The sequence below is a fragment of the Micromonospora sp. URMC 106 genome (assembly GCF_051386395.1).
In the GTDB taxonomy this organism is placed as follows: domain Bacteria; phylum Actinomycetota; class Actinomycetes; order Mycobacteriales; family Micromonosporaceae; genus Micromonospora.
Map to the genome: position 1 here is coordinate 24,976 of NZ_JBPQTP010000023.1, position 23,777 is coordinate 48,752.

A 23,777-nucleotide genomic window follows, 5' to 3' on the forward strand; every position below is an offset into this window, starting at 1 on the left:
CATGCGCGCCGTCGTGATCCAGCAGTTCGGTCCGCCCGAGTTGCTGCAGGTACGTGACCTGCCGACTCCCACACCTGGCGAAGGTGAGGTCCTGGTCCGGGTGCACGCTGCCGGCGTCAACGCCATCGACTGGTTCACTCGCGCCGGCCAGGGCGTCGCCGTGTCGCGGTTCCCGGCCGTACTGGGCTGGGACGTCTCCGGCGTGGTCACCGCCTCCGGAGCGGGGGTCAACGGACTGCCGGTGGGCAGCGAGGTCTTCGGCATGGGTGGCTTTCCCCGCCTGATCGGCGGGTACGCGCAGTACGCCGTCGTGGCCGCGGACGCGCTGGCCCGCAAGCCGGAAGGCACCGACCACGCCACCGCGGCTGCCACCCCGATGCCGGCGCTGACCGCCTGGCAGACCATCGTCACCCATGCCGCGGTCACCGCCGGGCAGCGCGTGCTGGTCCACGGCGCCGCCGGCGGGGTCGGCCACCTAGCCGTGCAGCTCGCGGCGGCAGCAGGCGCCCACGTCATCGGCACCGCCTCCGCGCGCAACCATGATCTGGTCAGCGCACTGGGCGCCAGCGAGGTCATCGACTACACCCGCCAACCGGTGGAGGCGGTGGTTCGGGACGCCGACGTGGTGGTCGACCCGATCGGCGGCGATGTCGCGGTCGGGCTGCTGGCCACGCTGCGTCCCGGCGGCCTCCTGGTCACCCTCAAGGGTCGTAGTCCTCGGCTGGAATCCGCGGCCGCCCAGCGTGGCGTGCGGCTGGCCCACACCTACGTGACCCCTGACGGCGCCGCGATGGCCCAGGTGGCGCAACTGCTGGGCGACGGACGATTGCGGGTCGAGGTGCAGCAGGTGTTTCCCCTCGATCAGGCGGCCACCGCACACGCCATCGGCGAGCGCGGCCATGTCCGCGGCCGGCTCGTCCTGGACACCCTGGACGCTGCCTGACGACGCACCGATCTCGGCGACGGCCCGCGCCTGGTGGTCCAGTGCCGGTGCGTCGGTCTACCAGGGCAGTGGTCGCTGATCCCGGTAGAAGCCGCCGGTCGGTCCATTGTCGGGCAGGGTCGCGGCCCACACGATGCCGGCCGCCCCGTCGGCCACCGGACGGCCGCCCGGGCCACCCATGTCGGTGGCAACCCAGCCGGGACAGACAGCGTTCACCAGGATGCCGTCGCCGCGCAGCTCGGCGGCGAGCATCCGGGTGAGCGCGTTCAGCCCGACCTTGGACAGCTTGTACGCGGGGGTGCCACCCCCCATGCTCGCCAGGGAGCCGGCCTCGCTCGAGACGTTGACGACACGGCCGTGACCGCTGGCGCGCAGCATCGGAAGCAGCGCCTGGGTGAGCGACCAGGCGCCGAACAGGTTGGTCTCCAAGGCGACGCGGACCGCGTCGAGATCGGCACTACTCGCCTCGGCCCAGGTGTCGTACGAGATGGCAGCGTTGTTGACCAGCACGTCGAGCCGTCCGTACCGGTCCCCGATGACGGCGGCGAGGGCGGTCGCGGCGGCGGGATCGGTCACGTCCAGCCGATACGGGACGACTGTGCCGCCCGTGGCGGCCAGTTCGTCGGCGGCCGCAGCGGCCTTGTTCGCGTCCCGGGCGGTGAGCAGGACGGTGTCGCCCCGGGCGGCGAGCTGGCGGGCCACCTCCTTGCCGATGCCCCGGTTTGCGCCGGTGACCACGGCAACCCGCTCGGACACGGCGTTCCTCCTCATCCTCCGGTTCCGCTCCTGCCATGATCGTCCGGATTCGCGATCCACTCAAGATCCGCCACCCGGATCACCCGCTCAGGGCTGCCTGACGAGATACCAGGCGCACCAGCTCGCTCGCCTACACGTACGCGATGAGCCGTCCGCAGGCCACGATGGCAGTCCAGGCCGCGAGGGAGATCCCGGCGGCGGCGCGGGCCGCTGTCGGGCTGCCGCCGGTCTCCCAGCGCCGCACGCTCCGGTAGATCCCCAGGTTGAACACGAGGACGTTCGCACCGGCCACCGCCAGCAGGACGATCTTCAGCTGGAAGGCCGGGTTGCCGGCGAACTCGTTCGCGCCCGTGACGAACATCAGCGCGCCCGAGAGAGCAGCGACGCTGAAACCGATCCGGGCCAGCGGCAGCAGGCGCGCGGCCGCCTGCCGCACGGGGAGCGCACGGCCCGCGCCGAGCAGCCGCAGGTCGAACAGTACGGCTGGGCCAACCAGCAGGGCCAGCCCCAGCAGGTGGACGATCTCCAGGGCCGGGTAGGCCCACATGCTGCTCCGGATCGCCTCGGTCAGCGCGGTGCGCTCCAGCCAGCCCAGCACGGCGGATCTCCTCCTGGTCAGCGTGAGCAGGGCTGGTGCCCTGTGCCCCGCGGTCCGTCACCGGTTTCGCGCCGCGTGGCGCCGCCACAGCAGATGCACTCCGATGGCGGCCGGAATGATGCCGACGATCAACACCAACAACGGCCATTCTGCGGGGACGTCGCCCGGGGCGCCGTTGTCGGCGGTGTCGGCACCGTCCGGACTGCCGCCCGCGCCGTCAGCGTCGGAACCGGCGGCCGCGTCCGCGGCGGGCAGCGGTACAGACCGTTGCCGGATCGCCCGTCCGTCCTCCCGGATCAACAGCTCGGGCCGGAACTCCGCGCCGCCGTCGCGGGCGAGGTATCCCACCGCCTGCAGTTGCTCGCCGACGCGGGTACGGTCGGCCATGCCCCACGCCTCCAGGCGGGACGGCGGTGCGAGCACCAGGGTGACCTGCCGGCCGCCCTCCAGCGCACGGGTCCGGCGCAGGACGTCGCGGCCGCCGAGCTCCTCCAGCTCGGGGGGAATGGCCCGGCCTGCCAGGTCGGCGGGGAGGTCGATGGTGGCGGGAAGGTCCAGCCGGACCTCGGGGTGTGGGTTGCCCCACCGGACGTCCGTCACCGTTCCGTTCAGATAGAACGGCCGGCCGGTCTCGAACTCCTGCCAGCCGTGGTGGGCGTGTGCGGGGCCGGCCGGCCCGACCGCGAGGGCCAGACAGCCCAGTAGCGCGGCGAGGATCGCCCGGACCAGCACCGCTGCCCGGCTCGCGGGGCGTGTCCGACCAGTGGGTCCGGGGCGTCGACGGGTCGACATGCCTTTCCTTTCGTGGGTGGGGAGGGGACCGTGGGCGGGAGGGCTAGGCGGTTGCGAGGAACCGGGTCACCTCGGTGAGGAACTGGGACCGGCCGCGCTCGGCGCGATCGAGGTGGACGTAGTGCGTGGCGTCGTCGAGTTCGACGCTGCGTACCTCCTCGGCCCGTGTCAGGTGCCGGGTCAGCACCTGCGGATCCTGCGGGCGGCTCCAGAAGTCCCGCGCACTGCGCAGGATCAGCGTCGGCGCGGTGATGAGGCTGGCGTCCCACAGTTGGCGGCCGGTGGCGAGGTAGAAGCTGTCCTCCACCGCGCCGGAGGGCGCCCGGAAACTCGCCGGGGAGCGGCTGCCGCTGGTGGGATCGGAGTCCAGAGCGGCCCGCACGTAGGCGTCGACGACCCGTGGGTCGCGCCAGGCGGACTTGTCCTGGCTGGGAATGCTGTCGTCCCAGGACGGCAGCAGGCTCGCTGCGGTGCTGGTGCGGTACGCGCCGAACCGGGCGGCGTTGAACTCACCCGGCCGCTCGGGGTGCTCGTACACGCTGCCCCGACCCATGCTGGGATGCCCGTCGATCGGGCCGTAGAGGGTGTTGTAGAGCACCAGGTGGCTGACCCGGTGCGGGTGGGCAGCGGCGTACTGGCCGAGCCAGTGGCCGCCGGTCGCCCAGCCGAGCAGCGCCACCCTGCCGCCGTTTCGCGGGTTGCGCGCCGCTATCAGGTCGACGGCTGCGGCCACATCGCGGACCACCGCGTCCGAGCGGACCGCCGGCGGGTTGACCGCGGTTGGCTGGGACAGCTCCGGGGGACGAGTGGATCGGCCGTAGCCGCGTGCGTCCATGACGTAGACCTGGTGACCGGACCGGGCGAGATCGGCGGCGAGCGAGCCGCCCGGCGTCGGCAGGTCGAAGCTGGCCACACCGGGCACCCGGGCCCCGTGCAGCAGCAGCACCGGCGGCCGGGCCGGCGACAGACGACCGGGGTCGCGGACCTCGCGGACCGCGATCCGCACGCGGGGATCGCTCTCGACCTGCAGTTCGGTGCGGACCAGGTCGGCGGGGCCTCGGGTGCCGGGCACGCTGCCGTCGCCGGCCCCGGAGGCCGGGCCGGTCAGGACGGCGGCGAAAGCGATGCCCGTAGCGACCATCGCCGTCACCGGGGGCGAGCTGTGCATCGGAACTCCTCTCGCCAGGGCTGGATCGCCCTGCGGCCCCGATGCTGCCCCGTGACGGCAGGATCAAGACGTTCGATAGCGACGAACGGAGCCATTGATATCCTCCGGATATCGACGCGTCACCGGATCAGGTCGCGGCCGGTCGGGAGGAGGTGACAGGGGTGGAGCTGCGGCATCTGCGTTATTTCCTCGCTGTGGCGGAACACCTGCACTTCGGCAGGGCGGCCGAGGCCCTGGGCATCCGGCAGCCGCCGTTGAGCCAGCAGATCCGGGCCCTGGAGGAGGAGCTGGGCGTGCCGCTGTTCGAGCGCAGCAGCCGGCACGTAGCACTCACCGCGGCGGGCGAGGCGTTCCGGAACGACGCGCGGCTGTCGCTCGCCCACGCCGAGGCCGCGCGGCAGGCGGCCCGACGCGTCGGGCGCGGAGACACGGGCGAGGTCGCCCTCGGGTACGTCGGCTCGGCGACCCTGACCCTGCTGCCGCAGATCCTGCGCCGGTTTCGTGACCGGTATCCCGACGTCGCCCTCACTCTGCGGGAGCTGACCACCACCGAACAGGCGCGGGCGCTGCGGGCCGGGAATCTGGACGTCGGCTTGCTCCGGCCGCCACTTGCCGACGCGGACGCCGAGGCGCTGCGTGTCGAACCAGTCGGCGCGGAACGCCTGATCGCGGCCCTGCCAGTCGGGCACCCGCTGGCCCACAGGCGCACCCTGAACGTCCGCGACCTCGCCGGCCAGCCCTTCGTGCTGTCACCCAGGGAACTGGGGCCGGGGCTGCACGACCAGATCCTCGACTACTGCCGGCGGGCCGGCTTCACCCCACGCGTCACCCAGGAGGCGGTACAGATGCAGAGCATCGTCGCGCTGGTCGGCGGCGGACTCGGCGTGTCCCTGGTGCCCGCCTCGGTGAGCCGCCTCCGCCGCGCCGATGTCGTCTACCGCCCGCTGCAACCCGCCACCCGGGTCGTACACCTCGCCGCGGCTCGCAGGCACAGCGATGGCAGACCCACCACAATCAACCTGATGGCGCTCACCCGCGACCTGGCGAACGCACGACTCCCCGCCACCTGATCCCGGCCAACCACCGCCGAAGCCAACAGCCAGCAATATCCGCGGCCGAGGCCGGCCGGGGTGAACTACGTGGTCGTTCGGGACGGACGGTGCGAGCGGTACGCGCAAGGCGGCGGCGCCAGCTACGGACTCGATTGTCACTTCGCTGTCGGGCCTGACATCACGCTTCGCTGGCTCGCTCAGCTCGACGACTACCGGGACGACTTCTGGTTCGACGACCTGGCCTGCGAAGTGTGCAGTGCTCATCGACGTCAACGGCCGGCAACTGCTGCTCTTCGCCGAACTGGGACAGGTGTCCCTCGACTGGCGGTACGCCTACCGCGCCGGGCTACTCGACGCCTACCGGCGCACCTGGAGCGGGTGGACGGTGAGCTGGGAGTATGACGGGATCGCCGACCTGGCGGCGTATCTCGGGGATGACCGCGACCAGGTGCGCCGCGACTCCACGTGGTGGAACGGCCTGTACCCCGACGGCGGCGAGCGGCCGGAGGGCCCGGTGGAATACTTGGTCAGCGCGGTCGATGCTGACGGGTGTCGGGCGTACGCCTGCCCTTCGAGTCCTGCCCGCCGTGGCTGCTCGGCCCGCGCCTGCTGGACCGGCTCGGCCCACGCGACCTCGTCACGGCGTGCGCATCACATCCGACGGCGGGGCTGCACCTCGACCTGGCGCGGCGTCGGGCCGGGCTGTGGACCATCCGACCATTGGCCGGCTTGGCCGAGAAGTGGTCCGGGCTGTGGCCGGGCTGGGAGTTGGAGCTGTGGGGCGACGACCTCGGCCAGCAGGTCGGCGCGTGCGGCGCAACGGTCGCGGTGCCCGGCCTTGACGTCGCCGCCGGGCGGGCGACGCTGGCCGACCGGGTCGACCGGTACTGGTTCGTCGAGGAGCGCAGGCGAGCGGCCGGGCAGGACGTCGACCAGCTCCGAAAGTGGAACTCGGGCGGTATCGCGGTCATCCTCGACGCCCGCGTCACCTCAGACGAGATTGCCAGGGTCGTCGCCCTGATCTGCGGCTGACCGCCCACCGGGACGGCGTCAACCCACCCACCGGGCGGTTCAGCCCACGTCCTTTGGCGGCAGATCCGGACACGAGCCACCGGGGGCTTACTTCTCGGACGGGCTTCGAGACTCGCCGTCCTGCGGCCAGGCTGTTTGCCGGGGTCATGCCCCCAGGTCCTCCGTCACGGGCAGGCACTCGCCGAGCAAGTCGACGACGTCGCGCCAGGCTCGCTGCGCGTGCAGTGGGTGGAAACCGACGCCGGGGACCGCGGGGTGGTCGACCGGCGGGTGATGGAACGCGTGCAAGGCGCCGCCGTAGACAGTGAGGCGCCAGTCAACGCCCGCGGCCTGCATCTCGGCCGCGAACGCGTCCCGTTGCGCGGGCGGCATGATCGGGTCTTCCGACCCGACCCCCGCCCACACTGGGCAGCGAATGCGCGCTGCCTCGCCCGGTCGGCCCGTGGTAGTTGCGTTGACTGTCCCGATCGCGCGCAGGTTGACGCCGGCTCGCCCGAGTTCCAGCGCGATGGCGCCCCCGGTGCCGTAGCCGATGGCGGCGATCCGGTCGGGGTCGGTCCGCGGTTGGGTGCGCAACACGTCAAGCGCCGCATGCCCGATGCCCCGCATTCGGTCGGGATCAGCGAGCAGTGGTATGCAACGGGCCAGCATCTCCTCGGGGTCGCTCAAATAGCGTCCGCCGTGAAGGTCGAAGGCCAGCGCTACATATCCCAGCTCGGCGAGGGCATCGGCCCGGCCGTGCTCGACGTCGCTGGGCCCCATGCCCTCCGGTCCGAGCAGCACCGCGGGCCGGCGGTCGACGCCGGTCGGGAGCGCGAGGTGACCGATCATCGTCAGACCGTCCGCCCGGTACTCGACCGTGCGCGTCGTAATCGTCGCCATGAGACTGACTGTAGTGATCTTCGAGCCCGGTCCGGCCGGTGTTCTGCCGCTGGCAGAACAGCGCGCGCGTCCCTCTGAAATGCGGGGCCGAGCGCTCAGGGCTTCGAGATCATCTCACTGCCCCTTTGGCGAAAACCTCGGTCACACTCCGTAAGGGACACGGGAGCCGAAAGGCCGTCAGGCTCAGGAACACCGACTACTCGAACAACGGCTCCTACCAATCTCACGGGCCGGCGACGGTGTCGCCGGAGGGAGTGGTCGGGGTCGCGTTCCAGCACGACCCCGACCGCGCAGGAGCACTCAGCGGATAAGGCAGCTTATCCGCTCAGCGACGCACCGGGTCTTCTGTCTAGTCCACCTGATGCTGAGGATGGGTGAGCAGCCGCCGTGGATCGTCTCGGACGAGCTGTGGGCCGAGATCGCACCGCTGCTGCCACCCCGCCCGCCCCGGCGGCATCGGTTCCCGGGCCGCACGCCCCTCGATGACCGCAAGGTGTTGCGCGGGATCCTGTTCGTGCTCTACACCGCGGTCCCGTGGGAGTACCTGCCCCAAGAACTCGGCTTCGGTTCAGGCATGACCTGCTGGCGCCGGCCATCCGCGCTGGGCAACGCCCAACCGCGGGCGTGTCCCCGAAGGTCACCTGGTCGTCTTCGTCGGTGACGGTGACACCTTTACCTTCAAGGGCCAGACCATCACGGCGTTCGGCGTGGTGCGCGCGCTGCGCACGCGCCAACTCCCCCGAACACGGAAGTCGAGCTCCTGCCGGATCGGCGGCATCTGGGGTGCGTCGCTGCGAGGCGACTGCCCCCGCTGCCGCCTACCTCCGTGACGGCTGGCAGTTCGTCGACACCGGCGCGATCTGGGACGAGCCCCAGCAGACGGACCTGGCCGACGCGGCGCTGGCCGAACAAGGGTCGAAGGCCGCGATCCCCGCGAGCTCTGACTCCGTCAGGAACTCTTCGAGTCTGCTGTGAGCCCGGTCAGGCCACGATGGCCGGATAGGGACTCCTCATCGCGCCGAAGTATGCCTCGGGCGCTCCTTCGATGTGCTCGGGTAGTTCGTCCATGAAGGCGCGCAGCAATGGGGTCGCGTTGTGCCGGTCGAGGTCTTCCTGCGAACGCCAGACCTCATAGAGGAAGAATCGGCCGTCCTCCTGCTCGTGGAGGTGGTACTGAAGGTTGCCCTCGTGCCCTCGAGACGGTTCGACGAGATCCATCAGGAGCTTCCTGAGCTCGTCGGCGTGTCCTGGCTTGGGGGTCAGGAATCCGTAGAGCGACACGGGCGCTGGTGCAGTCGAAGTCGTCGTCATGTGCTCAACGGTAGAAGGTGACATGGATGTCAGATTCAAGCTGCTGTCTCATGAGGTGGGTCACATGAAGATCCGGGAAACTGTCTCGCGAAACAGGCGTGGCCGTACGTCTTCTCCGCTACTACGAGGCCCAAGGGCTGCTCACCTCCGACCGCAGCGAAGGCGGCCACCGCCATTACGCTCCCGAGGCCTCCGCCAAGCGGCCTCGCCAGTCACGGGGAAGGTCGTCGAGCAGCCCGTCGACCACGTCGCTGTGGGGCAGGAGGCGTACGCCGCCTCCGAGGCGATCTACAACAGCGCTGCACCTGGTGCCGACCTGGGCGCCGGGCTTTCTGCAGGGCGTCGAGAACCTCGCTATGTGAATCACTGGCAGCGACACCCTCGCCACCCCGATGACTGGCCCTTCCCGACAGAGGCCCGCCTGTAGCGCGCTGACCAACGAACAGGGTCCCCACCGATCGGTGGGGACCATGTTGTGTGCGAGGGGTGCTACCCGGCCTCTCGGTAGTAATCAGCGAAAACCAACGGCAACGCTGGTCAAAGCTGGTCCCGCAGGATGGCGGGGTCACTCGTTTGACGACCAGTTGACCAGCGTTACCGTTGATTCCGGGTTGAAAGCCACGCCTGGCCTTAGCTTAGGGCCGAAGGGCCAGCTTGCCGACGGTGGCTCCTGCCTCCAGTTCGGCGAGCACCTTCGGCCCATCCGCCAAGTCGTACACGGCGGGTCGGCCGGGAAGGAACACTCCGGCGGCCATGAGCGCGGACAGTTCGCTCATCAGCTCGTCGAAGATCTGCGGCGCGGTCTGGATCAGCAGGCCGATGTGCAGGCCGATCAGGTGAATCGGGTGCGTAAAGTTCAGCTCCCAGTTGGTGATCGCGGCTTCGCCGCCGGCCACTCCGTACACGACGACCCGGCCGGTGACCCGCTTGGCCGCCGCCAGGCTGGCGGTGAAGGTGGCGCCGCCGACCGACTCCAGCACCAGGTCGGCGCCCCTGCCGTCGGTCAGCTGCAACACTTCGGCGGCCACGTCAACGCTGCGGTAGTCGATGACATGGTCGGCGCCCAGTGCCCGCACCGCCTCGTGCTTGCCCGATGAGGCGGAAGCGATCACGGTGGCGCCGTAGTGCTTGGCCATCTTCACCGCGGCCTGCCCGACCCCGCCCGCCGCGGCGTGGATCAGCACAGTCTCGCCGGCGGCGATCCGGCCCAGCGGCTTGAGCGCGGCCAGTGCGGTGGCCCAGTTGAGGACAAGGCCGAGCGCCTGCTCGTCGGCCCAGCCGGTTGGCACCGGCACCACCGCGGCCGCGGGCAGCACCATGTACTCGGCGAAGGCGCCGTAGCCGGTGCCGATGACGTGGGCGCCGAGCGTCGGGCCGGTCACCCCCTCGCCTAGCGCGAGGATTTCACCGGCAGCCTCGAAGCCCGGGAGGTACGGCGGCTGCGGGCCGCCGTGGTACGTGCCGCGGGTCTGCATGACGTCGGCGAAGTTGACACCCGCGGCGGTGACCCGGATCAGGACCTCGCCCGGGCCCGGGGTCGGCACCGGCACGTCGGTAATCAGGCGCATGTCCTGCGGGCCGCCGAGGGACGTCTGCTGCAGGGCCCGCATAGTGGTGGGGATGTTCATGGCAGGTAGCCTCAAACCCTCACACTGATGTCACGGTCAACTCGGCGAGGATGTGGGGTGGAGCACATGCGCATCGGGGAGTTGTCCGAACGGACCGGCACGTCCCGCCGACTGCTCCGCTACTACGAGGAGCAGGGCTTGATCACGTCGCAGCGCTGCGCAAACGGCTACCGCGACTACGAGGAAAAGCTCGTGGATCGGGTTCTTCAGATCAGAGGACTGCTCGACACTGGCCTGCCGACCCGGATCATCAAGCAGATCCTCCCCTGCCTCGGCAAGCCCCGGGCCGTTGTCGTTGCCGATGCGACACCGGAGACGATCGCCACGCTGGAGCGGGAACTCGAGCGCATGACCCAACGCATCGAGTGCTTGACCCGCAACCGGGACGCGGTCGCCGAATACCTTGACGCCGTGCGTGCCAACGCCCGGCCGAACGCTGGCTGAGGCACCGCGATAGGCATGAGGCGGTACGGCCGGTGACCCCGCGGGGGTCACCGGCCCGCCCTTCGTGGCGCCGCACGGTGCAGTCACCTCGCCGGCGCCGGTAGACACCGTGCAGGCCGGCATGCCGCGTGAGCCGCTCAACGCGTTTGCGGCCGCACCGCACCCCGGCGGCCAGCCTCAGCTCGGCGTGGACCCGTGGCGATCCGTAGGTGCGCCCCGCGACATCTGATGGATATATAGGCCGGCCTACCTGTGCCGCGTGGACGCGCACACCTTGGACTTGTCGATGCTGCCGGCCGAGCGCAGTCGGTTTCTGGCCGAGGTCGGGCGCCGGTTGACGGGGCAGGCGTTGCAGCGGCGCGAGCCGGAGCGCGATACCCGATCCTGCTCACGCTGCTGGCCCAGTCGGCCGTCGACGTGCTCGACGAGACGCTGCTGCTGTTTGACCAGGCGATCAGCGGCCGGGAAGCAATGGCGAAGCAGAAGGTCGCCGAGGCCCTCGCGGAGCGGACCAGGCGGGGGGAACCGGCAATCGCTGCAGACAGGTACCAGTTCATCCCGACTCCTCGACCGGTCCGTCAGCCTACGACAACCGATCCATCAGCGTGAAAGGCTCACCCAGAACCAGATCAAACCCGGTTTCCCGTATGGCCGCCGCCGCCCGGCATGCACCGCCCGCATGGGGCCGGGGTCAGAGCACGGCGAGCCGGTCCAGCAGCAGCTCCACTCTCGCCTCGGCGAATTCGGGCAGCAGTCGGCCCGCGCGGGTCAGCGTCGCGAGGCCGTGCAGCGACGACCAGAACACCTCGGTAAACAGTCCCTTGTCGACGCCGTCCCCGGCAACCTCGCCCAGGCTTTCCATCAGCGCGGCGAAGGCATCCTTGAGCGGCGCCGGGGTGTCCTTCTGCGCATACGCCAGCCCGCCGTCGAGTTGGAAAAGCGCGTCGTAGACTGCCGGGTTGCCGGCGGCGAAGTCGAGGTAGGCGCGGGCCAGGGCGGCGACCCGGGCTCGCGGGCTGCCCGCCTCAGCGGTCGCCGCCCGTATCACCGCAGCCATCTCGGTCGCGCCTTCCAGGGCGACCGCACCGATGATCTCCCGTTTGCCGCGGAAGTGGCTGTAAAGGACGGGCTGGCTGTACTCGATGCGCTCGGCGAGCCGGCGGGTGGTGACCGCGTCCCAACCCTGCTGCTCGGCGAGCTCCCGGGCGGTGGCCACGATGAGGCGCTCGCGCACGGCCCGTTCCCGCTGCTTGCGTTCCGTTACCGACATGACTCGATCCTAGCACCGCTAGACATTCGAGCGATAGCAATGCTAGCTTTGCCTTGCTAGCTAGCAATGCTATCTCGATGGAGAGGTCGTCATGCTCAACGCACTGGAAGTCGTCACCACCGTGGTCGTCGGCCTGATGGTCGGGGTGGAGTTCTCCGTCGCCTTCATCATGAACCGGATCCTGGACGCTCTCCCCGAGGACAGCGGCCAGCTCGGCCACGCACACGGCGGCCGGATGCTCGGCGCCCTGATGCCGTTCTGGTACATCGGCTCGGTCGTGCTCATCGCGATCTGGGCGGTGGCCGGCCGGCAGCACGACGGCGCCGCGCTCGTCGTCACCGCCGCCGGGCTGCTGATCGTGAGCGTGCTCATGTCGGTGCTGCTACTGGTCCCGATCAACAACCGCAACCGGACCTGGACGCCGGAGACCCGGCCCGCCGACTGGAAGCAGCAGCTGAACCGGTGGCTGCGCTACCACTACGGCCGCCTCGCCGTCATCCTCGCCGCCTTCACCCTGCTGGTCACCGCCCTCGCCTGAGGCGACCGCCCTGCCACCCGGCTCGACACAACTCGACGAAGACCCACAAGGAGAACCAGCATGCCGCTCAAGAAGATCAACACCGTCCTGGCCGCCGCATTCATCCTGTTCATCCTCTGGTTCGGAACGGAGTACATCGTGAGCCCGGAGACCACCGCGCCTGGCTTCGGCCTGCCGAGCTGGCCGGCCGGCGACGGCGGCGGCTTCCTGATCGTCAAAGGCACCCGTGACGTCGTCATGGCCCTGGTCCTGGGCGTCCTGCTGGTCACCGGCCACCGCCGGGCGCTGGGCTGGGCGCTGCTGGTGGAGTCCCTCGCCGCCTACGGCGACATGACTAACGTGCTGGCCCACCACGGCTCGATGGCCGCCGCGTTCGGTATCCACTGCCTGACCGCGACCCTGATGGTGGTCAACGGCCTGTTGCTGCTCCGCGAGACCCGCCCGGCCCGAACCGTCGCTAAAACGCCCGCACCGCAGCTCGTCTAGCGCCGGGACCAAGAACGCTTAAGGTGTTGGGGTCAAGCTGCTCGGGTGGCGGGTTGACCCCAGCGTCGTTGGCGTTCGCTGCGGATGCGGGCGAGTTCGCGGCGTTGGGCTGCGAGGACGTCGGGATGGCGGGCGTTAGCGTTGCGCCAGCGCAGGTAGTTGTGCAGGTGGCGGGTCAGTGCGGGATGGTTCGGGTGTTCCAAGCCGGCGATCACGAGGTGCGTAGCGGCCCGACCCGGGCCTCGATCGGGTTCGCCCAAGAGGCGTAGGCCGGCGTGAAACACAGCTCTACCTCGTTTCGCGCCCACGCCCGGATCCCCTTGCCCTTGTGCGCCGACAGGTTGTCCAGGATGACGTAGATCGGCGCTCCGTCCGGGCGTGCTCGCCGGATCGATTTGAGCACGGCGAGGGTGTTCGCGGCGCCCTTGCGCCGCCGGACGCCCCAGAGCTGATCGTCGCCGACCGAGTAGCAGCCGTGGAACTGCCGGACGCCCGGCGCGCCAAGGAACAGGCCGAGGAACTGATCCGCGAGCTGCTTGCCTACGGCCGCGAGTTCGTCCAGCCCCGCCCGTACACCCTCGGTGACCTCGCCGCGGCCTCGGGAATGTCCATCTCTGGCGTGCGCACCGCCTACGGTCGCCGAGATGTCGACGCGGTTGCCGACGCCACCGGCGCCAAACCGCGGGATTGGCGTGCACAGGATCCCGACCCCGAGCCGAAAGGCGAGGTGCCGGCATGAACGGGCCTGCATGCATCTGCCTGGTCCGCTGGCCGCGGCTCTACGTCGTGATCGAGGGCGTCCGGTACGAGGTCGAATCCGCCGAGGCCGACACCCCAACCAGCGCGCTTTTCCGCGCTTGGTGCGCCGGATGCGGCGCCGAGTACACATACCCGTTCCGGATCGTCGCCGCGCAGACCCGCGCCGCCTGACTCGCGCTGTCGCTGCACGCCCGGCCGCGTCCGGGTGTGCAGCGGTAGCGGAACGACCGGACGCGCCCTGTCAGAAGGTGCTGCCGCGCCGCTTCCGGGCCCTCGCGCCGTGGCTGGCGCTTCTTATCCGGGTCGGCTTGCCACCGGTCTGCCGGATGCCTGGGGGGTGGGCGGGTCGAGCCCGAGCTTGCACGCCTCGGCCAGCGGCTCGGTTCCGTGAAGACAGGTGCCGGTCTCGGTCTCTGCCTGGAGACAGGTGGCAAGCCGGCGCAGCCAGTGCCGGCAGCCGGGCGCCGGAACGACGACGGCGTCCAGTGGTGCGCAGCGCCCGTTCCGGCCCGGCGGCTGGAACGGTCCGCACCCGCGGGGCCGTCCGCCCTGGAACGGCCGGGGGCGTTCATACGTCGGGGACCGTTCCGGCAAGCCCCGCCCTCGGGCCGCGCGGCCGCGGCGTTCTCGGGTCACGCGCATGGCGGGCCTCCTCGGTGACAGCGGGTGGACAGCGACTCTCTCTAGGAATCCCGTCCATCGATGGTCATCCATGTAAAGGGTTTAACGCGGGTTCGTGAAGAGTCGACCCGAGCGGCAGTGCCTACGGGATGGCCCGGCAACGGCGGGCGAGGTCATCCATCACTCCACGGTTTGCATAGTGGTTCGGTCACCTCACGTCTCGACCGTCTTCGGTCGGACGTTGGTGTCGCCCATCAGCAGGCCGCCGAACCAGCAGTTGCGGCGTCGGCTTCGACCTCGGCCGTATGCGGTGTGCGGGGCGCTGCCCGAGCGACGCTCGACAGCAACTGCTGCGGCCGCGCCCACTAGTTTCAGCGGTCCAGCTCCATCACAGCGAGTTCGCCGCCGCATCGGGGGCACGGCACATTGATCGCCGAGTCGGCGTCGCCGAGTAGGCAGGGAACGCAGAACACCTTGTCGCAGGCTGTGCACTGCATGCCGACCTTGGGCGAGATCACGTTGACGTCGAAGGTCCCCGGCTCCGTCCGGTGCACGGGCCGGTGGCACTCGCGGCAGTAGTCCATGCCTCGCCGCCGCATGGTGGTCGTCGCCTGAGGGTGGCCGAGGCGCGCGGCGTGCACGATGTGCTCGTCGGCCTCCGCGAAGCGGCCGAGCTTGCCGAGGGCCATGCCAAGCGCGTTGTGCGCCTCGAAGTACTCCGGTCGCAGTTCAAGGCACGCGCGCAGCGCCTCGAGTGCCTCCTCCCAGCGACCGGCGTTGCATAGCGAGACCCCGAGGAACAGCCGGCAGCTCGACGAGTCCGGATCGGCACGCGCTGCCTCGGCGAACCCGTCGGCTGCCTCCGACCAGCGCTTCTGATCGAACAGCGCCAGAGCGCGCTGGTACGTCGCCCGGGACTGCTCGACGTCGAAGCGGCTGTCTCTGCTCTTGCGCGAGAACAAACCCACCCGGACCTCCTTCGACGACCCGGCTCATCGTAGGGCTATCGTCTCAGCAGTTATGGGCAGCCATGGCGGCCCATCGGGGCCAGCCCGCTCGGGTGGTGTCGCCACAGCAGGTGGTTAACGAGGTGACACGTCATGGCCGCCTTCGATCTCGACAGGTACCCAGCGCTCGATGTCGGCCACGTCATCGAGCTTGGCATCGAGGTGGCGGCACGAGCGGCACCGTGTTCGGTGGTACCGGCTCTGACCAGCGTTGTCGTTGATTTTTTCGCTGATCATTACCGGGAGGCCACTTGAGCCTCGATCAGCGCCGCCGGTGGTGACGGGTCTGGTCCCGCGCACCCTGACCTGAGCAGGGCGGTGCCCCGGCCGATCAAACGTTCACGTGAAAGTGCACCGCGAAGTAGCCGGTGTTCGCCGTGGAGTTGGATGCCTCCACACCGACCCACCCGTGGAACGTCCCGGTGTCGCCGATCACCTGGAGCTGCGGCTTGCGGTGCGAGCCACCGGTGTAGCAGGTGCTCGACGTCAGGCAGGTGCACCAGTGCTCGTAGAAGTTCCGCCGGCCCGCTCCCGCGAGGTAGTAGCGGATCGGGGCGGAGGTCGCGCCGTTCGGGCAGGACGAACAGGTGGCGGTCGGAGGGCTGAGCCAGCTCAGGCAGTTCCCGTTGCATCGGGCGAACGACCGGAGGTCCATCCCGCTGGGGCCGGCGGCACCGGTGCTTCCGCTGTAGCCGGCGTACCGGCCAGCGTACTGGGCCAGCGGGATGTTGCTGACCGGCGTGTACGCGTCGCTCGAGGCGGAACTGCCGAAGCCCCAGCCGACGGTGACCCCGTAGTTGGAGCTGACGAAGTCGAGCCGGGCCAGGTCGCTGCTGGGCTGGCTGACCGCCCAGGTTTCCTGAACGCCCTCGCTCCAGGTGATGGTGATGCTGTCACCGGAGTTGGTGTACGTGCCGCTCAGGGACTTCACCACGCCACCGGGCTGGAACCCGGCGGCCGTGCGCACCTCGCAGTCGTGGCCCGTGCAGCCGGTCGTCCGGACGCCCGTGCCGGCGGCCCCGACGACGGTGGCCCGGTTCCAGTACCAGAAGCTCTCGGTCACCGTGCCGTTGCCGAAGAAGTAGTAGGTCGCCAGCCGGACCCAGACCGGACCGGTGGCGGGCGCGCCGGCGGCAGGGATGGCCCCGAGCGCGACGCTGTAGATGCGCCGCCCGCCGGGGTAGTCCACCGCCTGCGCCGGTGCCGGCAGGACCACCGCTCCCATGGTCAGCGCCAGCAGCGCGGCGGCGAGATACCGCCAGGTGATCCTCCGTCGACGACCCATACGTCACTTCCCCTTATGACCGACCGGTCGACATATCGTATCTGATCGATACCGGCCGGATGGTCCCGCGGCGCGGGACGCCCAGGGAAGCCGCGCCGGGTCAGAAAGACGCCCGCCATCGGGCAGTGGCTGCTCAAGCGCCCCCGGTTCCACCTGCATTTCACCCCGACCTACTCGTCCTGGCTCAACCTCGTCGAGCGCTGGTTCGCCGAACTGACCAACCGCAAACGCCGCCGATCGGCCCACCGCAGCGTCGCCGCGCCGGAAGCCGACGTCACCGCCTGGATCGAGGCGTAAAACGCCGACCCAAGCCGTTCGCGTGGACCAAGACGGCCGACGACATCCTCGAAACAATCGTCACATACTGTCAACGAATTAACGGCTCAGCATACTAGAAGCTTCCGCCAAACCCACCGCTGTGGCCCCCACCGCCGTCGTATCCGCCGCCGGCCGTATCGGTGCCGGTGTAACTGGTGGGCCAGCTGCCAACCGCTCCATTCGGGCGCCGGGGCTGGCCCTGCGGCGGGCGGGGGCGGATAGGCTCGTCCCGCCGGTCCAGTCTGTACTCCCGCAACGTCTGCTGGCACTTTTCCTTCAGAACGGCCGGCACCCCCCGGCGGTTAACCGTATCCAGTAGCGCCACTCCCAGGTAGTCACGGTCGTAGTCGCCGAGCAGATCGGACCGGCCGCACAGCACCGCCAGCACGCCCAGCTCACCGCACAGGCTGTTCTTCGCGCGGCGTGGCGTGTACGGGTTGGTCAGGACCGTTTCCAGCAGCGGCGTCGGCTTTCCGCCGGTCCACAGGGCGTGCCGTTCGGCAATCTGTCGGTTCGGGTTGCCGGTGTTACGCAGCCCCTCGATGAACAGATACTCCAGCATCCCGAGTAGATCCGGCTGGTCGGTCGCGGCGAGCAAAGTCATCAGTTCCCGCCGAACCCGAAGGTCGCTGGAGCGTTGGGCGGCGTCCAGCACCGCCGCCGCCGACGACCCGTCGTGGCGGTTCTCGCGGTCCAGGCAGGCGACCAGCCGGACACGTGGCACATGTGCGCAGTCGGGCTCCGGGGTCAGCAAGAAGCGGGTCATCGGGTACGGCAGGTCGCGGTAGTAACCGGGCCAGCCTTCGCCGGTATGTACCTGCACCTCCCTCCAGAGGTCCCGCCATATCCGGTTCCAGGCGTGGCCGCCGTCGTCCCATGCCTGCTGCACCGCCTCTCGGGCGATGTCGGCGACGGTCGGATCGCGCGCGCCGTTCAGCACCCGCAGTACCGGCCCGATACTGGGGTACGGGTTGGCAGCCCGTAGGCCGCGGCACAGCAGGCGGGCGGCGGTCCGGGCGGACCAGCCGCTGCCGTGCAGTGAGTAACGCTCCAACCGGTCCACCACCACACCATTGTGGCCATCGTCAGCCACTGTCCGCCGTGGTCGCCGTCTGATGAGGTACGGATACGTGCCTGAATCCGTACGGGCACGGCAACGACGACCTGTGCGAGTGACGGCAGCGGCTCGGTTTCGCTGTTCGCGATCATCCTGGACGCAGTACCGTTCATGGCCCTCGGTGGCAGGCAGCACCTATCGATCATCGCCGTGGTACTCAGGGATCACGACTAGCGGTGACGGTCGTGGCCATCACCGCAGCGGTCCGCCACGAGCACCACGGGTCCGGGCCGTTGGAGTTCCGCACTGGAACATGCCGGACGATGGATGCCTGGGTACGGCGAAGGTCCGGAAGAGCGACCTCGGGTGGCGGACCCGCCCCCTGATACGGATCTCGCACGGTCGCTGCTTCCGGGCCCTTCCTACCCGACCGGGCGGGTAGCTCAGCAGGGGCGAAGCGACGGGACTGTCGGGCGGACCGGGCCGGCCCTTCGCGTCAAGGGCCAAAGCTTCGGCCCGTTCGGCAGGCTCAGCGGCAGGGCCGCGTGGTATCCCTGCTCACGGAGCATGTCTCGCGCGGCCTTCCGTCGCGCAGTGGCGGCCGGGTCTGCTCGACCAAGCTCGCGGCGGTGGTCGGGGGGCCGTTGACGAGGGCCTGGTGGCGCAGGATGTGCCGGCTGTCGGTGTGGAACAGGGCGTGAGCGACGGTCATGGCGTCTGCGCCGCCGAACGCGTGGGTCTCGGGCTCGTAGGTCTGCTCCGCCCACCCGAGTATCTGCTCGCGGCTACCGAGAGCGGCGATAAGGGCGTTCATGGCCTGGTTCGTGTCGCCGAGGTGGTGGGTGGGTTGGGGCATTTCGAATCAGCGACCTGGGCATCTCCAAGACGCTTGAGGTGTGCCGCGCGATGTGAAGTACGGCAACTGCGTCGGTGGTGTGGTCGAGCGCTACACCACCATAGAAATCCCAGGCGACGGCATCGTCGACCTCGTAGACCGCGTGCTACGCCGGAGCACCCACCCCCACACTGGGCCAAGAAGGACGGTCGATTCCCCGGGCAGTCATGAGAGCCCTCGGCCACGGCCGCTACCTTCGATAGGTGGCTGATGACCGACGGTTCTCATCCAGATTCGCATCCAGCTCGCGCCCTCCGACGAAGAGCAGTGGGAAGCTCAGCGGAGTCTGGTCCGGAGCGTGGGTGCCGCCTTCGATGCTACGACCAAGGCGTGTCGGCTACTTGTCGGCGATCTGAACGAGGCGTTGACGACTATGGGGAGATTGGCTGCAGAGACGTACGGCACTGCGGTGGCTCTTCGCCTGGTGGCCGCGCCACCCACCTGGGTTGGCCCGATGGTCGAACCGGAACCTCTGAGAGGCGCTGTCTCGTCCTAATCGCACGCCCATTGCACGGAAGACCTGCGGTGACAGACTCCAGCGTCTTGGATGGCGCTGTGCAGGTCAGCAAAGGAGGGGCGGAGTTGACGGATCGGCGCCGCCAGCGATCTGGAGTGGAGGGCCGGTCACATGCGCGACGATGCCCCACGGCTCAAGTCGAGCACGTCTGGACGTAGTTCTCGGCGTCGAGGTCGGGCCCGTCGTCTGGACTCGCTAGCGCGAACCATCGCCTGCCGTGCTGGCCAACCCGGATGGGATAGGTGAAGGCGAACGAAACGTGTTCGGTGGTGAGGACATCTGCTGCCGAACCGGACCTGACGATGCGCCCATCCTTGAGGAGGACGGCGTGTGAGGTGCTCGATGGCAATTCCTCGAGATGGTGGGTGACCACGATTGAGGCAAGTTCGGGGTGGTTGTGCTCGAGTGCCGCGATGGTCACCAGTAGCTGCTCGCGGGCTGCCACATCGAGGCCGGTGGTGGGCTCATCGAGAAGGAGTAGGTCGGGTTGGCAGATGAGCGCTCGGGCGATCAGGGCACGGCCGCGCTCGCCCTGCGACAGGGTCGGCCACTTTTCTTCGTTCTTCCCCGCCAGGCCGGTCTGCTCGATCAGAGCATCGGCGTGGCGGAGTTGGGCGGGTGTGGGCTGCCAGCGCAGGGGTATTTCGATCGAGCCGGTCAGTCCGGTCAACACCACCTCGCGCAACGTTAGTGGGGAGGTGAGCGGGTGTCGCGGGTTGACGTGTCCGATAGAGCGGCGCAGTGCTTGCAGCTCGACTCGCCCGAGTCGGTGACCGAGGACGTCGACCGTTCCGGAGGTCGGATGGATGAGGGCGCCGCAGAATCCTAGGACCGTGCTTTTGCCAGCACCGTTAGGTCCGATCAAGGCCCAGTGCTCGCCCCGATGCACGGCGAAGCTGATCGAGTCGAGGATGGTCCGCTCGCCACGCCGGAACGTGACCTCGGCGAGCTCGATGACCGGCCGTTGCCCGGCTGCGACGTCGGTGCTCACGCCAACGCCGCCTTCAGTGAGGTGAGGTGGGTCCGGCTCAGCTGGGCGGCCGTGGGTGAGTCGCGGTCGGCGATGGCCTGCACGAGCGCGGCGTGCGCCTCTTGGTCGTTGCCTGATTCGTCCGAGTCGCAAGGGGTGCGGGCCGGCAGCAGGTTAAGCATGTCGATCATCGCCTGGCGGACCCGCGGCGCGAATCCGTCGAAGAGTTCGAGCAGGACGTTGTTGTGGGCAGCGGCCACCACGGTGCGGTGCATTGCCATGTCGGCATCGACGCACTCCTCAGTGGTCTGCCCTCCTCTGACACGTCGCGTGAGCGCGCGTCGCATCGATCGCAAATCTGTTGCTGTACGCCGCTGCGCCGCAAGCGCTGCGGCCTCAGTTTCGATGGCGATGCGGCCCTCGATGACCGCGGCGATGTCTGCTTGCCGCAGTACCACGTCCCAGTTTTCCCTGACGTCGAGCGCGGTGACGAACACGCCGGCACCCTGCCGGGTCTGGAGCACGCCGCGCCCAGCCAGTTGTCGGATCGCTTCTCGAACCGTCGAGCGGCCGACGCCGAGCTGAGGACCCAACGTCGTTTCACCGGGTAGCTTTGCACCGATCTGCCACTCGCCCGAGCGAATCCGCTCGAAAAGAAGTCGCGCGGCCTGATCGGCCAGCGAGGTTCGCTGCACCTGTTCCACGAGCCGTGCCCCTTCTCAGTCCGACATGGCGGTGTCGTCGGTGATCGCAAGGATCCTGCTGGGCCGATCAAGCGCGGGCACCGTACGTTCCACAGCGGCATCGATGTGGATGGGCGGACCAACCGGCGAGACGTCGGGGTAGAACGTCCCGGGTCCGTAGAAGTGGCCGTAGCGCAGCACCACGCCACCGAAGCCGAGCACCGCGTCCTCGAGAGCCCAGACGGCCTCGACGCCGTCGCCGGATGGCAGTTCCCAGGCGGCGCTCTGCGCGAGGAGCCGTCCGCAGCCTGCGGCAGTGGCTGCAGCGATGAGATCGCGCGTCCCTGCGATGCGGATGCGTGCGTTGTCGGCCCGCCGTGCCGGCAGTTCCTCGGCGGTGTCAGGGAGATCGGTGAGCTCATGGAGGACGAAGTCGAGCCGGAAGTCCTTCATCCCAGTCATGAGCGCCGGCGCATCGTAGACATCACACAGCACAGGCTCCGCACCGAGCGCCTCGACCAGCTCGGCCTTCGCCGCGGTACGGGTGATCCCCGCCACCGTGTGGCCGACCGGGTGAGCAGCGGTAGAAGGCGGGATCCGATCACTCCGGTCGCCCCTGCGGCAAAGACGCGAAGTCCCGGAACCTCGGGAGCAGTCCCGTTTGTCACGCATGACGATCAGTCTACCTGTCTACTTGTCTGAGGGGTCGTGTTAGCGTGTGGGTGTGCTGATCGCGCAGGTGCTTCTCCTTCTTCGCCACGGCGGGGCCTAGTCGAACCGGCCCCCCTCCGTGGAGTCGACGAGCGCGCCGGTTCACCCGCTACCAGGAGAAAGAACCGCCGCATGTCCGCATTTCCCGCCATCAGCACGCCGTCCGGGCCGGTCCCGTCTGACGCTCCCGCGTGGAACCGCCAGCGCAGATCCCAGATGCCTTCGCACCGCTACCGCGACGTATACACGCGCGTCGTTGTCCCGCTCTCCGAACGCGACTGGCCCAGCCGCCGCCTGACCCAGGCCCCCTTGTGGGTGCCGGTCGATCTGCGCGACGGCAACCAAGCCCTGCCCGAGCCGATGGACCCTGCGCGCAAGCGCCGGTTCTTCGAACTGATGGTGGCGATGGGTTACAAGGAAATCGAAATCGGTTACCCCTCGGCGTCACAGACGGACTTCGACTTCGTGCGTCTCGTTGCGGAGTCGGATATCGCTCCCGACGATGTCACGATCGTGGTCTTCACCCCGGCCCGCCGCGACCTGATCGCACGGACCGTCGACTCGATTCGCGGCATCCGCAACCCGGTCGTCATCCACATGTACACCGCCACCGCCCCGACCTGGCGCGACGTCGTGCTCGACAAGGGGCGCGACGAGCTGCGGGAGCTGATCCTCGCTGGCGGCCGCGACATTCTCGAATTCGCCGGTCACCTGCCAAACATCCGGTTCCAGTTCTCCCCGGAGGTCTTCAATCTCACCGAACCCGACTACGTCATCGAAGTATGTGACGCCATCACCGAGCTGTGGGACGCGACGCCGGAGCGCCCGGTGATCCTCAACCTGCCGGCCACCGTCGAGATCGCCACCCCGAACGTGTACGCCGACCAGATCGAGCACATGCACAAGCACCTCGCCCGACGCGACGCGGTGATCCTCTCGGTCCACCCACACAACGACCGCGGCACGGGCATCGCCTGCGCCGAGCTGGCCATCCTCGCCGGCGCACAACGCGTCGAGGGATGCATCTTCGGCAACGGAGAGCGCACCGGCAACGTCGACATCGCCACCCTGGCGCTGAACCTGCACGCCCAAGGGATCGACCCGATGATCGACTTCTCGGACATCGACGAGATCCGCCGTACCGTCGAGTACTGCAACCGCATCGACGTGCACTCCAGGCATCCATACGTCGGCGACCTCGTGCACACCGCGTTCAGCGGCACCCACCAGGACGCGATCAAGAAGGGCTTCGCCGAGCACCGGAACCGGGCAGCAGCCGAGAACCGCTCGGAACGAGACATCGAGTGGCAGGTGCCCTACCTGCCCATCGACCCCGCTGACATCGGACGGAACTACGACGCGGTCATCCGCGTCAACTCCCAGTCCGGCAAGGGCGGCATCGCCTACCTGTTGGAAGCCGAGTACGGCATCGAGCTGCCCCGCCGTCTCCAGATCGACTTCGCGCGCCGGGTGCAGGAACGCACCGATGCCACCGGTCTCGAGATCGACCCGTCACAGCTGCTCGAGCTGTTCGAATCCGTTTACCTGAACTCCGACACTGATGGGATCGAGTTGATTGACCTCGAATCCGTGAGCCACGATGGCATTGGCCGTACCGGCGTCAGCCTGCGCATCGACGGAGTCGAGCACAGCGGCACCTACGACGACATAGGTCCCGTCGAAGCCACCACCCGACTGCTCGAGGAGCAGCGCATCGGCGTCGAGATTCTCTCCCTGCACCAGTCCTCACTCAAGACTGGGAACGACAGTGACGCACTAACCCTCATCGAATACCGCAACAGCGCCGGCACCCACTGGGCCGCCGGGCGAGACCGGTCCGTCCTCACCGCGAGCGTGAACGCAGTACTCCGCGCCGCGCGCGCCACCGCGGCCACCCTCGCGTCAGCCTGAACCGCTGCCAGGGTGCACAAGAACGCGCCCTCACACCCGCAGGCCGACGCCGCCTTATCGAGCGCTGCCGTACTCGACCGGTCGCGCTCCGCCGCGCGGCGGTTGCGTCCGTCAAGCAAGACCCGGTCCTCGTGACCAATGAG

The 23,777-nt window shown here is 69.1% G+C and carries 26 protein-coding genes and 5 pseudogenes; 14 read left to right on the plus strand and 17 right to left on the minus strand.

Annotated elements, in window-relative coordinates:
• Position 1 precedes the first annotated feature (1 nt).
• Positions 2-943: an NADP-dependent oxidoreductase gene (locus ACSNOB_RS10615; RefSeq protein ID WP_436686451.1), complete on the plus strand. Its 942-nt coding sequence runs from the start codon at positions 2-4 to the stop codon at positions 941-943.
• 57 nt (positions 944-1,000) lie between these two features.
• On the opposite strand, the gene ACSNOB_RS10620 is transcribed toward ACSNOB_RS10615, so the two are convergent.
• The 4 genes from ACSNOB_RS10620 to ACSNOB_RS10635 form a co-directional block, all read right to left on the minus strand.
• Positions 1,001-1,699 carry an SDR family NAD(P)-dependent oxidoreductase gene (locus ACSNOB_RS10620; protein ID WP_436686453.1) on the minus strand — a complete coding sequence of 233 codons (699 nt, stop codon included), beginning with the start codon at positions 1,697-1,699 and terminating at the stop codon, positions 1,001-1,003.
• A 130-nt stretch (positions 1,700-1,829) separates the two neighbouring features.
• Positions 1,830-2,297, minus strand: coding sequence for a hypothetical protein (locus tag ACSNOB_RS10625; RefSeq protein ID WP_436686454.1), 468 nt, complete (start codon positions 2,295-2,297; stop codon positions 1,830-1,832).
• A gap of 57 nt (positions 2,298-2,354) precedes the next feature.
• On the minus strand, positions 2,355-3,029 hold the full coding sequence (locus ACSNOB_RS10630; RefSeq protein ID WP_436686455.1) for a DUF6152 family protein: 675 nt from the start codon (positions 3,027-3,029) through the stop codon (positions 2,355-2,357).
• A gap of 103 nt (positions 3,030-3,132) precedes the next feature.
• Entirely contained in the window at positions 3,133-4,257 is a 1,125-nt protein-coding gene (locus ACSNOB_RS10635) for an alpha/beta fold hydrolase (RefSeq protein WP_436686456.1), read from the minus strand.
• Between the two features lie 161 nt (positions 4,258-4,418).
• Here ACSNOB_RS10635 and ACSNOB_RS10640 point away from each other — a divergent pair, with 161 nt between their 5' ends.
• Both ACSNOB_RS10640 and ACSNOB_RS10645 read left to right on the plus strand, forming a co-directional pair.
• Positions 4,419-5,327 carry a LysR family transcriptional regulator gene (locus ACSNOB_RS10640; protein ID WP_436686457.1) on the plus strand — a complete coding sequence of 303 codons (909 nt, stop codon included), beginning with the start codon at positions 4,419-4,421 and terminating at the stop codon, positions 5,325-5,327.
• A 531-nt stretch (positions 5,328-5,858) separates the two neighbouring features.
• Positions 5,859-6,341 carry a hypothetical protein gene (locus ACSNOB_RS10645; RefSeq protein WP_436686458.1) on the plus strand — a complete coding sequence of 161 codons (483 nt, stop codon included), beginning with the start codon at positions 5,859-5,861 and terminating at the stop codon, positions 6,339-6,341.
• A gap of 144 nt (positions 6,342-6,485) precedes the next feature.
• Here the strand turns inward: ACSNOB_RS10645 and ACSNOB_RS10650 are convergent, their stop codons facing one another.
• On the minus strand, positions 6,486-7,223 hold the full coding sequence (locus ACSNOB_RS10650; RefSeq protein ID WP_436686459.1) for a dienelactone hydrolase family protein: 738 nt from the start codon (positions 7,221-7,223) through the stop codon (positions 6,486-6,488).
• A 370-nt stretch (positions 7,224-7,593) separates the two neighbouring features.
• Here ACSNOB_RS10650 and ACSNOB_RS10655 point away from each other — a divergent pair.
• A pseudogene (locus ACSNOB_RS10655) lies at positions 7,594-7,815 on the plus strand (transposase); the annotation flags it as partial.
• A gap of 389 nt (positions 7,816-8,204) precedes the next feature.
• On the opposite strand, the gene ACSNOB_RS10660 reads toward ACSNOB_RS10655, so the two are convergent.
• Positions 8,205-8,534: a putative quinol monooxygenase gene (locus tag ACSNOB_RS10660; protein WP_436686460.1), complete on the minus strand. Its 330-nt coding sequence runs from the start codon at positions 8,532-8,534 to the stop codon at positions 8,205-8,207.
• Positions 8,535-8,614: 80 nt separating this feature from the next.
• Between ACSNOB_RS10660 and ACSNOB_RS10665 the strand changes: the two genes are divergently transcribed.
• On the plus strand, positions 8,615-8,896 hold the full coding sequence (locus ACSNOB_RS10665) for a MerR family DNA-binding transcriptional regulator (RefSeq protein ID WP_436686516.1): 282 nt from the start codon (positions 8,615-8,617) through the stop codon (positions 8,894-8,896).
• Between the two features lie 273 nt (positions 8,897-9,169).
• Here the strand turns inward: ACSNOB_RS10665 and ACSNOB_RS10670 are convergent, their stop codons facing one another.
• Positions 9,170-10,162, minus strand: a complete 993-nt coding sequence (locus ACSNOB_RS10670; protein ID WP_436686462.1) for an NADPH:quinone oxidoreductase family protein — start codon at positions 10,160-10,162, stop codon at positions 9,170-9,172.
• 66 nt (positions 10,163-10,228) lie between these two features.
• Here ACSNOB_RS10670 and ACSNOB_RS10675 point away from each other — a divergent pair, with 66 nt between their 5' ends.
• Positions 10,229-10,606, plus strand: coding sequence for a MerR family transcriptional regulator (locus ACSNOB_RS10675; RefSeq protein ID WP_436686518.1), 378 nt, complete (start codon positions 10,229-10,231; stop codon positions 10,604-10,606).
• Between the two features lie 100 nt (positions 10,607-10,706).
• Here the strand turns inward: ACSNOB_RS10675 and ACSNOB_RS10680 are convergent.
• Positions 10,707-10,817, minus strand: a pseudogene (locus ACSNOB_RS10680) (transposase); the annotation flags it as partial.
• Positions 10,818-10,850: 33 nt separating this feature from the next.
• Here ACSNOB_RS10680 and ACSNOB_RS10685 point away from each other — a divergent pair.
• Positions 10,851-11,131 (plus strand): annotated as a pseudogene (locus ACSNOB_RS10685) (hypothetical protein); the annotation flags it as partial.
• 166 nt (positions 11,132-11,297) lie between these two features.
• On the opposite strand, the gene ACSNOB_RS10690 reads toward ACSNOB_RS10685, so the two are convergent.
• On the minus strand, positions 11,298-11,876 hold the full coding sequence (locus ACSNOB_RS10690) for a TetR/AcrR family transcriptional regulator (RefSeq protein ID WP_436686463.1): 579 nt from the start codon (positions 11,874-11,876) through the stop codon (positions 11,298-11,300).
• Positions 11,877-11,967: 91 nt separating this feature from the next.
• Between ACSNOB_RS10690 and ACSNOB_RS10695 the strand changes: the two genes are divergently transcribed.
• The gene (locus ACSNOB_RS10695; RefSeq protein ID WP_436686465.1) at positions 11,968-12,414 is read left to right on the plus strand and encodes an anthrone oxygenase family protein; all 447 of its coding nucleotides are present in this window, start codon (positions 11,968-11,970) and stop codon (positions 12,412-12,414) included.
• A gap of 60 nt (positions 12,415-12,474) precedes the next feature.
• Entirely contained in the window at positions 12,475-12,900 is a 426-nt protein-coding gene (locus tag ACSNOB_RS10700) for a DUF4267 domain-containing protein (RefSeq protein ID WP_436686468.1), read from the plus strand.
• Positions 12,901-12,932: 32 nt separating this feature from the next.
• Here ACSNOB_RS10700 and ACSNOB_RS10705 read toward each other — a convergent pair.
• Positions 12,933-13,393 (minus strand): annotated as a pseudogene (locus ACSNOB_RS10705) (transposase); the annotation flags it as partial.
• On the opposite strand from ACSNOB_RS10705, the gene ACSNOB_RS10710 reads away from it, so the two are divergent.
• Positions 13,376-13,639, plus strand: coding sequence for a hypothetical protein (locus ACSNOB_RS10710; RefSeq protein WP_436686521.1), 264 nt, complete (start codon positions 13,376-13,378; stop codon positions 13,637-13,639). The pseudogene ACSNOB_RS10705 and the gene ACSNOB_RS10710 sit on opposite strands and share 18 nt — an antisense overlap.
• A complete protein-coding gene (locus ACSNOB_RS10715) occupies positions 13,636-13,830 on the plus strand; it encodes a hypothetical protein (protein WP_436686470.1) in 195 nt (64 codons plus the stop codon). Before ACSNOB_RS10710 ends, ACSNOB_RS10715 begins: the two co-directional genes overlap by 4 nt.
• 821 nt (positions 13,831-14,651) lie before the next feature.
• Here the strand turns inward: ACSNOB_RS10715 and ACSNOB_RS10720 are convergent.
• On the minus strand, positions 14,652-15,248 hold the full coding sequence (locus ACSNOB_RS10720) for a tetratricopeptide repeat protein (protein WP_436686472.1): 597 nt from the start codon (positions 15,246-15,248) through the stop codon (positions 14,652-14,654).
• A gap of 132 nt (positions 15,249-15,380) precedes the next feature.
• Here ACSNOB_RS10720 and ACSNOB_RS10725 point away from each other — a divergent pair, with 132 nt between their 5' ends.
• Positions 15,381-15,542, plus strand: a complete 162-nt coding sequence (locus ACSNOB_RS10725; protein WP_436686474.1) for a hypothetical protein — start codon at positions 15,381-15,383, stop codon at positions 15,540-15,542.
• 76 nt (positions 15,543-15,618) lie between these two features.
• On the opposite strand, the gene ACSNOB_RS10730 is transcribed toward ACSNOB_RS10725, so the two are convergent.
• Positions 15,619-16,572 carry a hypothetical protein gene (locus tag ACSNOB_RS10730; protein ID WP_436686476.1) on the minus strand — a complete coding sequence of 318 codons (954 nt, stop codon included), beginning with the start codon at positions 16,570-16,572 and terminating at the stop codon, positions 15,619-15,621.
• Positions 16,573-16,677: 105 nt separating this feature from the next.
• On the opposite strand from ACSNOB_RS10730, the pseudogene ACSNOB_RS10735 reads away from it, so the two are divergent.
• A pseudogene (locus ACSNOB_RS10735) lies at positions 16,678-16,967 on the plus strand (transposase); the annotation flags it as partial.
• Here ACSNOB_RS10735 and ACSNOB_RS10740 read toward each other — a convergent pair.
• The 5 genes from ACSNOB_RS10740 to ACSNOB_RS10760 all read right to left on the minus strand — a co-directional run bounded on the left by ACSNOB_RS10740 (position 16,964) and on the right by ACSNOB_RS10760 (position 21,570).
• Entirely contained in the window at positions 16,964-17,956 is a 993-nt protein-coding gene (locus tag ACSNOB_RS10740; protein WP_436686477.1) for a hypothetical protein, read from the minus strand. The pseudogene ACSNOB_RS10735 and the gene ACSNOB_RS10740 overlap by 4 nt on opposite strands.
• A gap of 520 nt (positions 17,957-18,476) precedes the next feature.
• Positions 18,477-18,803: a thiopeptide-type bacteriocin biosynthesis protein gene (locus ACSNOB_RS10745; protein ID WP_436686478.1), complete on the minus strand. Its 327-nt coding sequence runs from the start codon at positions 18,801-18,803 to the stop codon at positions 18,477-18,479.
• A 689-nt stretch (positions 18,804-19,492) separates the two neighbouring features.
• Positions 19,493-20,350 carry an ABC transporter ATP-binding protein gene (locus tag ACSNOB_RS10750; protein WP_436686479.1) on the minus strand — a complete coding sequence of 286 codons (858 nt, stop codon included), beginning with the start codon at positions 20,348-20,350 and terminating at the stop codon, positions 19,493-19,495.
• Complete coding sequence (locus ACSNOB_RS10755) at positions 20,347-21,033, minus strand: FadR/GntR family transcriptional regulator (protein WP_436686480.1); 687 nt, start codon at positions 21,031-21,033, stop codon at positions 20,347-20,349. Before ACSNOB_RS10755 ends, ACSNOB_RS10750 begins: the two co-directional genes overlap by 4 nt.
• Before the next feature lie 15 nt (positions 21,034-21,048).
• Positions 21,049-21,570: an epimerase gene (locus ACSNOB_RS10760; protein ID WP_436686481.1), complete on the minus strand. Its 522-nt coding sequence runs from the start codon at positions 21,568-21,570 to the stop codon at positions 21,049-21,051.
• Between the two features lie 285 nt (positions 21,571-21,855).
• Here ACSNOB_RS10760 and ACSNOB_RS10765 point away from each other — a divergent pair, with 285 nt between their 5' ends.
• The gene (locus ACSNOB_RS10765; protein WP_436686482.1) at positions 21,856-23,634 is read left to right on the plus strand and encodes a 2-isopropylmalate synthase; all 1,779 of its coding nucleotides are present in this window, start codon (positions 21,856-21,858) and stop codon (positions 23,632-23,634) included.
• Positions 23,635-23,777 lie beyond the last annotated feature (143 nt).

Bases quoted from the DNA above. Each gene is read 5' to 3' on its own strand.
- ACSNOB_RS10670 (WP_436686462.1), bottom strand. From the start codon at position 10,162: ATGAACATCCCCACCACTATGCGGGCCCTGCAGCAGACGTCCCTCGGC.
- ACSNOB_RS10745 (WP_436686478.1), bottom strand. From the start codon at position 18,803: ATGCCCCAACCCACCCACCACCTCGGCGACACGAACCAGGCCATGAAC.
- ACSNOB_RS10635 (WP_436686456.1), bottom strand. From the start codon at position 4,257: ATGCACAGCTCGCCCCCGGTGACGGCGATGGTCGCTACGGGCATCGCT.
- ACSNOB_RS10725 (WP_436686474.1), top strand. From the start codon at position 15,381: ATGGCCGCCTTCGATCTCGACAGGTACCCAGCGCTCGATGTCGGCCAC.
- ACSNOB_RS10730 (WP_436686476.1), bottom strand. From the start codon at position 16,572: ATGGGTCGTCGACGGAGGATCACCTGGCGGTATCTCGCCGCCGCGCTG.
- ACSNOB_RS10615 (WP_436686451.1), top strand. From the start codon at position 2: ATGCGCGCCGTCGTGATCCAGCAGTTCGGTCCGCCCGAGTTGCTGCAG.
- ACSNOB_RS10715 (WP_436686470.1), top strand. From the start codon at position 13,636: ATGAACGGGCCTGCATGCATCTGCCTGGTCCGCTGGCCGCGGCTCTAC.
- ACSNOB_RS10660 (WP_436686460.1), bottom strand. From the start codon at position 8,534: ATGACGACGACTTCGACTGCACCAGCGCCCGTGTCGCTCTACGGATTC.
- ACSNOB_RS10690 (WP_436686463.1), bottom strand. From the start codon at position 11,876: ATGTCGGTAACGGAACGCAAGCAGCGGGAACGGGCCGTGCGCGAGCGC.
- ACSNOB_RS10695 (WP_436686465.1), top strand. From the start codon at position 11,968: ATGCTCAACGCACTGGAAGTCGTCACCACCGTGGTCGTCGGCCTGATG.
- ACSNOB_RS10765 (WP_436686482.1), top strand. From the start codon at position 21,856: ATGTCCGCATTTCCCGCCATCAGCACGCCGTCCGGGCCGGTCCCGTCT.
- ACSNOB_RS10675 (WP_436686518.1), top strand. From the start codon at position 10,229: ATGCGCATCGGGGAGTTGTCCGAACGGACCGGCACGTCCCGCCGACTG.
- ACSNOB_RS10650 (WP_436686459.1), bottom strand. From the start codon at position 7,223: ATGGCGACGATTACGACGCGCACGGTCGAGTACCGGGCGGACGGTCTG.
- ACSNOB_RS10700 (WP_436686468.1), top strand. From the start codon at position 12,475: ATGCCGCTCAAGAAGATCAACACCGTCCTGGCCGCCGCATTCATCCTG.